Annotated in this window: 11 protein-coding genes; 5 read left to right on the top strand and 6 right to left on the bottom strand. The window is 32.6% G+C overall.

All coding sequences use genetic code 11. The annotated features are described in order from the left end of the window. Position 1 precedes the first annotated feature (1 nt). Both H593_RS0116395 and H593_RS0116390 read left to right on the top strand, forming a co-directional pair. Complete coding sequence (locus tag H593_RS0116395) at positions 2-367, top strand: hypothetical protein (protein WP_028873407.1); 366 nt, start codon at positions 2-4, stop codon at positions 365-367. A 5-nt stretch (positions 368-372) separates the two neighbouring features. After that, positions 373-921 carry an acyl-CoA thioesterase gene (locus H593_RS0116390; protein ID WP_028873406.1) on the top strand — a complete coding sequence of 183 codons (549 nt, stop codon included), beginning with the start codon at positions 373-375 and terminating at the stop codon, positions 919-921. Here H593_RS0116390 and H593_RS0116385 read toward each other — a convergent pair. The 3 genes from H593_RS0116385 to H593_RS0116375 are packed head-to-tail and all read right to left on the bottom strand — an operon-like array spanning position 918 to position 4676. Then, on the bottom strand, positions 918-3209 hold the full coding sequence (locus H593_RS0116385; RefSeq protein ID WP_028873405.1) for a TonB-dependent receptor plug domain-containing protein: 2292 nt from the start codon (positions 3207-3209) through the stop codon (positions 918-920). The genes H593_RS0116390 and H593_RS0116385 overlap by 4 nt on opposite strands. Further along, the gene (locus H593_RS0116380) at positions 3193-4104 is read right to left on the bottom strand and encodes a FecR family protein (RefSeq protein ID WP_028873404.1); all 912 of its coding nucleotides are present in this window, start codon (positions 4102-4104) and stop codon (positions 3193-3195) included. Before H593_RS0116380 ends, H593_RS0116385 begins: the two co-directional genes overlap by 17 nt. A gap of 47 nt (positions 4105-4151) precedes the next feature. Then, positions 4152-4676: an RNA polymerase sigma factor gene (locus H593_RS0116375; RefSeq protein WP_028873403.1), complete on the bottom strand. Its 525-nt coding sequence runs from the start codon at positions 4674-4676 to the stop codon at positions 4152-4154. Positions 4677-4787: 111 nt separating this feature from the next. Here H593_RS0116375 and H593_RS0116370 point away from each other — a divergent pair, with 111 nt between their 5' ends. From H593_RS0116370 to H593_RS0116360, 3 genes are all read left to right on the top strand, one after another. Continuing rightward, positions 4788-5861 (top strand): hypothetical protein, encoded by a 1074-nt coding sequence (locus H593_RS0116370; protein WP_028873402.1) that lies wholly within the window; start codon positions 4788-4790, stop codon positions 5859-5861. A gap of 199 nt (positions 5862-6060) precedes the next feature. Then, a complete protein-coding gene (locus H593_RS0116365; RefSeq protein ID WP_028873401.1) occupies positions 6061-6825 on the top strand; it encodes a T9SS type A sorting domain-containing protein in 765 nt (254 codons plus the stop codon). Positions 6826-6886: 61 nt separating this feature from the next. After that, a complete protein-coding gene (locus tag H593_RS0116360) occupies positions 6887-7612 on the top strand; it encodes a fibrobacter succinogenes major paralogous domain-containing protein (protein ID WP_028873400.1) in 726 nt (241 codons plus the stop codon). Between the two features lie 231 nt (positions 7613-7843). Here H593_RS0116360 and H593_RS0116355 read toward each other — a convergent pair whose 3' ends face one another. The 3 genes from H593_RS0116355 to carB all read right to left on the bottom strand — a co-directional run bounded on the left by H593_RS0116355 (position 7844) and on the right by carB (position 12504). Then, positions 7844-8716 (bottom strand): T9SS type A sorting domain-containing protein, encoded by an 873-nt coding sequence (locus H593_RS0116355; protein WP_028873399.1) that lies wholly within the window; start codon positions 8714-8716, stop codon positions 7844-7846. A gap of 217 nt (positions 8717-8933) precedes the next feature. Then, the gene (locus H593_RS20270; protein ID WP_051229795.1) at positions 8934-9572 is read right to left on the bottom strand and encodes a T9SS type A sorting domain-containing protein; all 639 of its coding nucleotides are present in this window, start codon (positions 9570-9572) and stop codon (positions 8934-8936) included. 79 nt (positions 9573-9651) lie between these two features. Further along, positions 9652-12504, bottom strand: coding sequence for a carbamoyl-phosphate synthase large subunit (carB, locus tag H593_RS0116345; protein ID WP_028873398.1), 2853 nt, complete (start codon positions 12502-12504; stop codon positions 9652-9654). Positions 12505-12550: the final 46 nt, after the last annotated feature.

Here is a 12550-nt window from a genome sequence, read left to right as displayed (position 1 = left end):
TATGAAAAAATTTTTAGGTGCACTTAGCATAGGAGTAATTGCAGCTCTTGGTATCTATTATGCTATCATTTATTTTGTACCCTATAGTGAAGGATATCGCTCTGGGGAATTAATAAAATTTAGCAGCAAAGGACTACTCGTAAAAACTTGGGAAGGAGAAATGAGTCAAGGAATATCTGGAGCTCAAATTTTCTCATTTTCAGTTTTAGACAAAAATGGCGAGGTTATAGAAAATTTAAAAAAGTTTCAAGGGCAATATGTTAAACTCACCTATATTGAGCGTTTAGGCACATTCTTTTGGCTAGGTGATACCAAATATTTCATCACTGAAGTCGAGCAAGAATCATCTCCACATTTTAGAAATTAAAGCTCATGACTTATAAAACGATAGACTCTTCAAGAATTAGCATTTCAGAATTAATGCAACCATCACACTCTAATTTTGGCGGTAAAATTCATGGTGGTTATATTTTAAACCTAATGGATCAAATTGCATTTGCTTGTGCGTCTAAACATTCAAAAACGTATTGTGTCACAGCATCTGTTGATACCGTTGATTTTTTAAATCCCATAGAAATTGGAGAGCTCGTTACCATGAAAGCTTCTATAAATTACGTTGGTCGCACCTCTATGGTTGTTGGGATTCGCGTAGAATCTGAAAACATAAGAACTGGAATAATAAAGCACTGCAACTCGTCATATTTTACAATGGTTGCTAAAGATGATGATGGCAATTCTACTGAAGTTCCTGGATTAATTGTTAATGATAAAAGCGAAGTCAAACGTTTTTTAAAAGCGATTAAACGAATCGACACCAAACGTTCCAGACAAATAGAATTTGACAGTGCCGATTTTTCACATATTGATTACCTTGATGACTTAAGTACATACCGCGTGAAAATTGAACTACCAGATCATTAAAAGTGAATTCTTAATACCGCGTTTGGTGTGATCCCTAATGAACTCTGCATCGTTTCGCTTACAGAGTTATCATTAATTCTGTAAAAATTATTAATTTGATTGTTTTTATTTAAAACGTTCCAGACCGAAATACCTAAATCTGCTTTCGTATTTTCCCAAAGTCCAATGGCATATACTGCAGAAATATCAACTCGCAAATAATCTTGTAAATTACTAGAATTAGTTGCTTCAAAATTAATAGCATTATCACTGATGTCATTACCGGAAACTGGTTGCGTTATTGGTCGTCCAGAGTGCCAATTCAATCCTGCAGAAAGTTTCAAGTCTTCAAGAGTATAATTAGCTCCCAAAGTAATCGCATGCGTCATATCAAAATTATTAGGCATCGTTTGTTCTGGTAAAGCATTAAAAGTATACTCACTTTTTAAGTAAGAATAACTCAACCAAGTTGTGAACTTTTTGATCTGTTTTCTCAAAATGAAATCTAGACCTAAAGCATCATAATTACCACTGGTTTTTATAAATTCATATTGATTTTGAAACCCTTGACTTTGAGTCGTTATCCCCTTTACATATTTATAATACGTATCTGCACTTAGCAGCCAACCGTTTTTACTAAAACTTAACCCTAAAGACACTTGCTTACTGCGAATAACTGGAATATCTTCATTATTAGATAATTGCCATCGTCGCTTTTCTATACCTAAAAAATCATTCTGAAAATTAATAACTTGAGAGGTGCTTTGATGTTTAAACTCTCCTAAGACCTCAAATGAGAAATTATTAAGAAACTGATAGGTAAAGGAAAATCTGGGTTCAAGAATGTGCTTTTTAAACTTATCTAAATAATTATAACGTAAGCCAAAAGTTAAACTTGTTTTCTTATTTAACGAGTTATAATTTAATTGTGAAAATAAACCATGAGTTCTTAAAACTTCAGAAATCAAAGATCTAAAACGAGGGTTATCCACATCATCTAAATTTGTGATTTTAGTCTCCACAAAATGATAACCATTCAAAAACTGCAGCTGCTCATTCATCTTATAATTAGCAATAAACTTTACACTTGTTTCGGATACTACATTTTCTTGTTGAAACCTTTGTTGATCAACTAAATTAGCATTAATAGCTTTTAATTCATAATCAGTCTCATAGGCTTCAAAAGTCGTTTGCAAAGTCTCATTCCACACTCTTTTATAATGTAACGCACCAGCAATACTATTTTGACTTAAACTACTTTGACGAGACCTTTCGGTTTCATCAATTAAGGAATTTTCATTGAATCGCAATTGGTTATTTGCAGTTAAAAAATTGACTTGCAATTGGTCCTTATTAGAAATATTATAAATCCAACGCAGAGACGTATCATAGAAATCAAATTCTTGATCAGAGTTCACTATATCATTGGCGTTAGTTTCAACTTCAGTATCTTGAGCTATACGTTCAAAAAAATTGGTATATGTTGGCGTTTCAGCAAAATCACTAATTGATTTTCGAACAGCGACCTGTACTGAGGATTTTTCACTCAAAGGAATATCTGCAAAACCATTCGCATCAATAAAATTCAAACCTACACTACCTTTAAACGTCTCATTAATTTTAGAACTTGTCTCCATAGCGATTGTTCCCGAAACACCATCTGTGAGCTTCGTATCTGTTCCATTTTTAAGTACACTAACACGCTGAGTGATTTGAGGATTAAACATAGAAATCAAACCAAAGAAATGGCCAGATTGATACATTTTAATGCCGTCCCATAGTATGAGGTTTTGATCATGAGTACCACCTCTAATATTAATATCTGATACTGTTTCATTGATACTTTGAATTCCTGGAAATGCTTGTACTGCTTGTAATACATCTGTTTCTATTAAACCTGGAAGAATATCAAATTGCTTAAAATCAATTTTATAAGAACCATTATTTAATTTATTAATTCCTTTAACAATATACTGAGACAATACGATTTGAGATAATTGCTGTAAATCAAAAGTATTGTCCCTTATACCCACCAAAATAAAAGTACCGTCCAAATCTTGGAATGAAAATGTGGTATTCATTTCGAGATAAGACAACACTTCATTTAGAGTTAAGTTTTTAGAAGGAGGAATAATCTTAATACCTTCAAGTGTCTCTTGAGCATAATTAAACTGAATCCTATATTGACTCTGTAAAGTAGTAAGCAACTGCGTTAATGGCAGTTCAGATTGAGTCTTCTGAGCATATATTTCAAAAGAAAAGATTAAAAAAAAGAACGATAAAAAATATAGTTTATTTTTTACTGCCATAGATCACAACGTCATTTGAAGCATTCATTTTATAAGCTAAATCCATAGGTTGCGTAATAGATATCAATGCATTTTCAATATTATCATGCATAAAACCTCCTGTAAACAAACGCTCAGTATCTACATCTTTTACAAAAATTTCAATATCATATTGACGTTCTAACTCAGATAAGACTGTTTTATAAGGAAGTGCCTTAAATGTGCTATTATTAGATACCCACTTTGGTTTTAAAATCATAATATGATCTTGAGAGAACAAACTATCTAAAATTCTAAATGTATATCCAGCCAAAAGCTTCTTTGTATGAGTACCCGAAGTGACACTAACAATACCTTCAAAGCATTGTACTTCAAAATAGCTGTCACGTTGCTTAACATTAAACGCTGTACCAACAACAGCAACGCTACCTCGAGATGTAATTACATCAAACTTTTTACCCTTAGCCACTTTAAAATAAGCCTCTCCACTAAGGTTTAAACTTCTATTGTTCTTCCAATCTCTAGTACTGAATTCTATTTTTGAATCGGCATTTAAAGTTACTTTAGATTGATCTGGAAGTTCTATGGTTGTTTTTTGGCTAGCAAGTGTTTTCACTTGTGTGACATTGTTATTGAAAAAAGTAAAATACACACCTAAAGTAATAACTAAAATACTTGCGACTCTAAGCATAGGCTTAAACCAATCTAATCTTCTCGCCGTTTCATTTTTAGTTTCATAAGCCGATTTAAAATCGTTGAAAGATTTGGGCTCAGAAAAATTTGAAGCCTTGAATTGCTGGCCTCCATCAATGACTGCTTGATAGAATAAAAAATCTTCCCCGTGCTCGAATAGTTTTTTTTCATTAGGGGTTAACTCATCATTTAACCATTTTTTGATTTGGTCTTCTTTATCCATAAATAAATGTTCTCTCTATATAACAACTCAACTTTTAAAACTCCTGATTATTTTATTTTAAACCCTTCTAATTCTTTTTTAAAAACACCAAATGCGGTATAAATGCGGTATTCGACAACTTTTTTAGTCACTCCCAAAAAATCAGCTATCTCACTATGACTCTTTCCTTCTGCCTTGTTCAATAAGAAAGCAACCCGCTGTTCTTCTTTTAAACTTTCAAGTACTTTTTTGTAACGTTCAAAAAATTGCTGGTGCTCTAAAAGAAACTCTGGTGTTTCATTAGTATGGGATTGTGGTATGACTCTTTGATAATTGAGTACCACTTTGTGGTGCTTAATATCATTGAGCACCATATTACTTGCTACAGTAAATAGAAACGATTTCGCTTTACTCAAGGTCACTTTTTTACAGTTAACCCATAGTTTAATGAATGCATCTTGTACTTTATCTTTAGGATTAAATTGTTCACCATATTTATAGTACAAGAAATTATGAACATCTTTTGAATACGTATTATATACGTGCTCGAAAACTTTGGCTTCGCATATATTTTCGTTTAGATCTTTCGGCAAGTTGACGGTTTTAGATTCTAAAGGTAGAAAAATATTTATTTTTTATTCAGGAGTTTTAAAAGTTGAGTTGTTATATATAAAATAGCATTAGAAATATACAAATGCAAAATCATGAAAACAACGACTAAAACAACTCTAATTTTACTTTTTTTATTAGTGCTGTTTTTTACTTCTTGTAGATCTGAGGAGACGGAATTTATTGAAACACCTCCCGAGGACCTTATACAAAACAACTCAGTAGTCGCGAGCCTTATACAACGCACCGCAGCTAATGATGGTTCTAATGACAACATTTTAGATTTTGCTAATTGTTTTAATATCAAACTACCTATAAATGTTAAAGCAAATTCAATTCCGGTCAATATAAATAGTACCAATGATTATTATTTAGTAGAATCCATTTTTGATGAAGACTATGATGACACTGATGTTGTAGAGATTACGTTCCCTATTACTATAGTGAATTCAGATTTTTCAGAAGTAATCATCAATGATTTGGAAGAACTAACGGCAAGAGCTAATAGTTGTAATGGTGAGAACATAAGTGACGATGATATAGAATGTATTGATTTTATATATCCATTTTCTGCTTCAAAATTCAATCTCGATAATGAATTATTGTCTTCGGAAACGTTCACTAATGACTATGAATTGTATAGTTTCATTGAAGGAATAAACACAAATGATATCACGAGTATAAATTTCCCTATATCTGTATTAATAGCAAACGGTGAATCCTTACAAATTAATTCACTTACCGAACTTGAAACAACGATAGAGAATGAACAAAACACTTGTGATGAAGATGATGATTTTGATTATAACGATGACGATTGTGACCATTGTACTCAAGAATTAGTAATAAATCTCCTTACTGGATGTCAAAACTGGTATGTCGATAAAACAAGACAAAACAGTTTTAATTATGATGCTATTTATGATGGTTATGATTTTAACTTTTATATAGACGGTACAGTAAGCGCTTTCTGGAATTCTACATCTGCAACTGGAACATGGTCTACTACTGGTACAGCAAATAATATTTTAGTACTCATAAATATACCTGCACTTCAATACTGTAATAATAACTGGAGGCTTCAAGAAATTAATACTAGTAGCTTGACAAAAATTGATTTAAGGATTGGTGACGAAGACCGATTACGATATAGAAATACTTGCGATTAAAACCATTTTAATTATTAAAATAGTTTGAAAAACAACACAGGTTGAAAAAGAAAAAAAAGGGAATTAATTAGTTCGTTGTTGTTCTTAATTGCGTTTACAATGAACTGCTTTAACACTAAAAGTTGAAGCAGTTTATTACCCAAAACAAAAAAGCCATTGCAAATGGCATAAATTTTAATCATTAAATAAACAAAACATCATGAAAACAAATTACTTTTTAAAAGCAGTCTTCACACTACTATTTACATCTTTCTTAGGGCAGCATGTAAATGCGCAACAATTTAAATTATTAGTAGTTGATCCCACTGCAGACACAGTAACCATCAAAAATTTTGGTACTACAACAGAAAATATTGGAACCTATAGACTATGTTCTTTATTTGGGTATCGCACATTGTCCACTCAGACAACCTTAGTTAGCGGTTCATTTAACCTTAATCCTAATGCAGAAGTAACCGTATCTATTCCAAATTACTTAAACGATACTGCAGCAGATTTAGGGCTGTATCTACCAACAGGTAACTTTGGTGTTGCAGCCAATATGTTAGATTTCACACAGTGGGGAAGTTCTCCAAATGGACGCGAAAGTGTAGCCGTTTCTAAAGGGATTTGGACTGCAGGAACTTTTATAAACGTTGCTGCTCCATATGAGTTTAATGGCACAGTGACAGACTTTGGAGTAAACTTCTGGGACACACTACTAAGTATTGACGAGTTAGATACATCTTCAAGTTTTAATGTATATCCAAACCCAACAAATTCGATATTACATATTGAATTAAATGATAGTCCAACTAATGTAACATATGAAATTTTTGATATTCTCGGTAAACAAATAATTTCTGAAATATTAGAATCTGGGAACTCATCTAAAATTGATGTTTCTGCCTGGAACAGTGGCTTATATCTCATTAAAATCTCTAATGGTGATCAAACTGAAACAAAACGCTTTGTGAAGCAATAATTGTAATTATAAAGTCAAATATACTAGTCGTATTTGACTTTATATTTTGGAATAAAAGGCCATGAAAAAAATAATTAAATTTTCCTCATATATCTTAATCTCACTATTTTTCATCCAATGCTCAGATGATGAAAGCAATTCTATAGGAAACCAAATACAAACAGTATCTGATATTGATGGAAACATTTACAATACAATAGTGATAGGAAACCAAACATGGATGGTTGAAAATTTAAAAACGACAACCTATAGTGACGGAACACCAATAACAGAATACACCTTTGAAGAATTTGGAAATGATTGGAATATGGATAATCAAACAGTACCGCTTTTTCAATGGGCAGATACATCAGACTTAAGTAATGCTATAGAAGAAGATTTACCTTTTGACTATTATGGCACCCTCTATAACGAGGCAGCTATTAAATCAGGTAAATTAGCACCAACGGGTTGGAAGATCCCAAGTGAACAAGATTTTATAGAATTAAAAAACTATGTATCAGCAAACGGTTTTATGAACAATGAAGACACAGCATTAAAATCTATCTCTGGCTGGAGTGATTTTTTTGGAAACGGTACAGATGACTTTGGTTTTAATACCTTACCTAATGGTTATTGCACTAATTTAGGCAGTGCTGCTGGTGCAGGAGCCATATGTAATCTCGCTTCGTCGACAACTAATAATTTTGATCAAACAAGAAAAGTTTTGAGTATCAATAAAGATACAATGGATTTCTTCGGTAATTCAATCTTATTAGGTTCTGGAATACGTTGTTTAAAAAACTAAGCTAAACGCGACTATTAGCTATCCAATTAATAAAAGTTTTCTTTTCTGACATAGGCTTGATTATACAACGTACGGAGTTCTTACTAAAGTTGTTATATTTTACATTTAAATGCTTAGAACTCTAGTCTTAAAATTTCCGAAGACATTGAAATATGCTTTGAATTTGAATTCTAACTAAAATAAAAGCCCATCAATTTATCGTTGATAGGCTTTTATATAGAATTTTGATTATTATTGTTTTACAAAACGTTTTGTAAGTGTCTTTTTGTTTGTTGAAATTCGAACAAGGTATACTCCTGAGTTCCATTTTGAAACATCAATCTGAGATGACAAACCATTTAATTTTTTAGAGAATATTTTCTTACCTAAAATATCATATACGATTATATCTGTGCGATCAAAGTTTTGAGACAAGTTAATATTTAGCTTTGATATTGCTGGATTTGGAGAAATCTCAAATTCGTTTTTTGAGGTAAACTCTTGTGTACTTAATGTTGTAGATGCAGTAATATTATCTAAATTAATAGTTGCAACTACAGTATCTGGATTAGTCCATGTAGGTGTATCACTACTTAAAATTCTCATTGTATTAACAGCAGCTAAAGCATCACTTATAGATACAGCACCAGATCCTCCTACTGCAGTAAAATTTGAAGCAGAAATAGGTATGATGATAGATTGCCAACCAGAACCTGCCACAATATTAACAGCATTAGTAGTACAAATACGTTTCCCATTGGGTCCTTGAAATGCGACTCTTAAATTTAAATCATTTGTTAACACTCTAACATCAAATTTAATAGCAACGATACCTTCACTTGTAAAGTTTGAAGACCATTGTATTGCCGCATTAAATACAATCATTTTACTACCTGCTCCACCTGTTTCTGGAGGAGTTGAAGTATATGTTAGGTAATTGTCATCTACGCCATCTGGTCCCTCTGTAGCAACATTTACAGGTGGTGAAGCCGCTCCGCTTGGATTTCCAATAATCCAATCTTGAGTTGTACCATCTTCAAAATCATCCACCTGATTAGCAGAAACCTGTGATAGTGCCGCAGCAGATATTAATAAGCATGTTAAAAAAAGTAATATTGTTTTCATAGTCTCTTATTTTCTATTGAAATCTATTATGATACTATAAAAAGTATAGCAAAAATGATTCCAAATTATCAATATTTTCAGTCTTACTAAAATTAGCATCAAAAAATTAATGGTAATATTCAGTTCTTTAGAAGTCATTTTCGCTAAACACAGACAAATAAAAAAGCCACAAACATTTGTTTGTGACTCTCTTTATAAAATATAATATCTTAATAAACTATTGCTTTACAAAACGCTTCATTAAAACTGTCTTTTCCGAAGAGATTTTGATAATATACAAACCGCTATTCCAATGAGAAATATCAAAATTAGTTGCTATTGCATTTACTTTTCTGTTCAAAACTTTTTTACCTAAAACGTCATAAATTTCAACAACTACATTGTTATTTAGTGATCCTAAATCTAGAGTAAAGCTGTTTCTAGCAGGATTAGGAGATATTGAAAAACTAGTAATATTAGAACTAGAAACACTCAGTGTTCCTTCTGGAACTACTGAAACACTCCCATACATAAGAGTCTCATGTGGAGCACATATAAAATTACTAGTTCCAACTATCGTAAAAGTATAAGCGTAAGTGTATCCAGTAGGAAAAGTATCAAACTCTCCGCCTGGTGTTCCAAAACTCTCAACCGATTCACCGTCACTCTTGACATTATGTCCTCCACTCAACCAATCCCAAACAACAGTATCACCCACTTCTATAACAATATTTGTATCAAACATTGCTCCACTAGGGAAATTTGGATCAGATGGTGGTACAGAGAAAAAATCCCATGGGATTGTTATTGTTTCAGTTTGAGAAAACCCAAATGTGAAGGTTAACAAGCATATCGATAACAGTAAAATTTTTTTCATAATAATAGACGACTTATATTGTTTTGCTAAATTAGTAAATAAAAAAGTTTATTGACGAGTCGTTTATCGAATAAATAGGTTATTTACTCAAATACATTTTACGTCTAGAGTATAAATTATAAAATTCATCATCTTTTAAATTATCAATAAATAGGATACTTTCTCCTGTACTTTTCATTTCTGGACCTAGCTGCTTGTTCACATTTGGGAATTTATTAAACGAAAATACTGGCTGCTTGATTGCATAACCCTCTAGATGTGGTTTAAAATCAAAGTCGGTTACTTTCTTTTCACCTAACATGACTTTCGTGGCATAATTCACATAAGGTTCTCCATAAGCTTTCGCAATAAAAGGCACTGTTCGTGATGCTCTAGGATTAGCTTCAATGATATAAACCATGTCATCTTTTACGGCAAACTGAATGTTAATTAACCCAACAGTATTCAATGCTAAGGCAATTTTCTTGGTGTGGTCTTTAATTTGCTGCATTACAAACTCGCCTAAATTAAAAGGAGGTAGTGTCGCATTACTATCGCCTGAATGTATTCCACAAGGTTCAATATGCTCCATAATACCAATAATATAGATATTTTCTCCATCGCAAATAGCATCTGCTTCGGCTTCAATGGCACCATCTAGATAATGATCTAAAAGCAATTGATTTCCTGGCATTCTTCTCAATAAGTCCACAACATGCTCTTCAAGTTCTTGCTTATTGATGACAATTTTCATCCCTTGACCTCCAAGAACATAAGATGGTCTTACTAAAATTGGAAAATCTAGTACATCTGCAATTGCTGCGGCTTCATCTGCTGTCGTAGCAATATCAAATTCAGGATAAGGAATATTATTTTCTTTTAAAAGATTAGAAAACAAGCCTCTATCTTCAGCTAAATTCAAGGATTGGTATGTAGTCCCTATAATTTTTATTCCGTAACGATCTAATTTTTCAGCTAATTTCAAAGCAGTTTGACCTCCTAATTGAACAATGACACCTTCTGGCTTTTCATGACGAATAATATCATAAATATGCTCCCAGAATACAGGTTCAAAATACAATTTATCTGCAATGTCAAAATCTGTAGAAACAGTTTCAGGATTACAGTTAATCATAATAGTTTCGTAGCCACACTCTGCAGCTGCTAAAACACCATGAACACAACAATAGTCAAATTCAATTCCTTGTCCTATTCGATTTGGTCCAGATCCTAAAACAATAATTTTCTTTTTATCTGAGACAACACTTTCATTTGCCGAAAACTTTTCACCTTCAGAAGTTTCTACCTCATTTTCAAACGTAGAGTAATAATATGGTGTTTGCGCTTTAAATTCCGCAGCACACGTATCAACCAATTTGTACACACGGTTGATATTTAATTCATCACGTTTATTATAGACTTGACTTTCTAGGCACTTAAGCATATGAGCAATTTGTCTATCACCATATCCCTTTTGCTTTGCTTCTAATAATAAATCGCGTCCAATGGTATCAATTGTAAATGTAGAAATCTCTTTCTCCAATTGATGTAGTTCCTCATATTGCTTTAAGAACCACATATCAATTTTAGTGATTTCATGGATTCTACTTAATGGAATTCCCATTTGAATGGCATCATAAATAGCAAATACACGATCCCAACTTGCAAATGTAAGTTTATCTATAATTTGCTGATAATCTTTATATCCTTTACCATCTGCTCCTAAACCATTACGTTTTATTTCAAGTGATTGAGTCGCTTTATGGAGTGCTTCCTGAAATGAACGTCCAATCGCCATCACCTCTCCTACAGATTTCATTTGTAATCCTAAAGTTCTATCTGAACCTTCGAATTTATCAAAATTCCAACGTGGTATTTTAACAACCACATAATCTAAAGTAGGCTCAAATAATGCAGATGTTGAACCTGTAATTTGATTATTTAATTCATCTAGAGTATAACCTATTGCTAATTTTGCAGCTATTTTTGCAATTGGATAACCCGTTGCTTTACTCGCTAATGCTGAAGAACGCGATACACGCGGATTAATCTCAATAGCTATAATGTCTTCTTTTTCATCTGGACTGACAGCAAACTGCACATTACAACCTCCTGCAAAATCACCAATACTACGCATCATATGAATAGCCATATCACGCATTTTTTGAAATGTTTTATCAGACAATGTCATTGCTGGAGCTACTGTTATCGAATCTCCTGTATGAATTCCCATCGGATCCATATTTTCTATTGTACAAATAATAACAACATTATCATTAGAATCACGTAATAACTCTAATTCATATTCTTTCCAACCAATTAAAGCCTTATCGATCATGACTTCATGTATTGGAGACACTTCCAAGCCACGTGTCAATAATTCATCAAAATCTTCTTCTTTATAAACAATCGCTGCGCCATCACCTCCCAAGGTAAAAGAGGCTCTAATGACCAATGGAAAGCCAAATTCTTGGGCGATCTCTTTTCCTTTTAGATAAGAATTAGCTGTTGCTTGAGGTGCCATTCCAATCCCAATTTTCAGCATTAACTCTCTAAACTTCTCTCTATTTTCTGTGATATTAATAGCATCAATATCTACACCTATAATCGCAACCCCAAAATCTTCCCAAATTCCTTTTTCATCTGCCTCAATACAAAGATTTAATGCCGTTTGACCACCCATTGTTGGTAACACTGCATCAATTTGAGGATGCTCTTTTAATATCTTAATGATAGATCTTGTTGTTAATGGTAACAGATAAACATGGTCTGCCATGGTTGGATCTGTCATTATAGTTGCCGGATTAGAATTGATTAGAATGGTTTCAATTCCGTCCTCACGAAGTGAGCGAAGCGCTTGCGTTCCAGAATAATCAAACTCACAAGCTTGACCAATAATGATTGGCCCTGAACCAATGATTAGGATAGATTTTAAATTGTCGTTCTTTGGCATTTTTGTGTTTTTATAAATTCAAAAATAGATAACATATGGATACAAA

Origin of the sequence: Psychroserpens burtonensis DSM 12212, from assembly GCF_000425305.1 — a bacterium.
Lineage (GTDB): Bacteria > Bacteroidota > Bacteroidia > Flavobacteriales > Flavobacteriaceae > Psychroserpens > Psychroserpens burtonensis.
This window is presented reverse-complemented; position numbering and strand designations above follow the sequence as displayed.

Coding starts and splice junctions, on each gene's coding strand:
- H593_RS0116360 (WP_028873400.1), top strand. CDS start 6,887: ATGAAAAAAATAATTAAATTTTCCTCATATATCTTAATCTCACTATTT.
- H593_RS20270 (WP_051229795.1), bottom strand. CDS start 9,572: ATGAAAAAAATTTTACTGTTATCGATATGCTTGTTAACCTTCACATTT.
- H593_RS0116370 (WP_028873402.1), top strand. CDS start 4,788: ATGAAAACAACGACTAAAACAACTCTAATTTTACTTTTTTTATTAGTG.
- H593_RS0116390 (WP_028873406.1), top strand. CDS start 373: ATGACTTATAAAACGATAGACTCTTCAAGAATTAGCATTTCAGAATTA.
- H593_RS0116385 (WP_028873405.1), bottom strand. CDS start 3,209: ATGGCAGTAAAAAATAAACTATATTTTTTATCGTTCTTTTTTTTAATC.
- H593_RS0116395 (WP_028873407.1), top strand. CDS start 2: ATGAAAAAATTTTTAGGTGCACTTAGCATAGGAGTAATTGCAGCTCTT.
- H593_RS0116365 (WP_028873401.1), top strand. CDS start 6,061: ATGAAAACAAATTACTTTTTAAAAGCAGTCTTCACACTACTATTTACA.
- carB (WP_028873398.1), bottom strand. CDS start 12,504: ATGCCAAAGAACGACAATTTAAAATCTATCCTAATCATTGGTTCAGGG.
- H593_RS0116380 (WP_028873404.1), bottom strand. CDS start 4,104: ATGGATAAAGAAGACCAAATCAAAAAATGGTTAAATGATGAGTTAACC.
- H593_RS0116355 (WP_028873399.1), bottom strand. CDS start 8,716: ATGAAAACAATATTACTTTTTTTAACATGCTTATTAATATCTGCTGCG.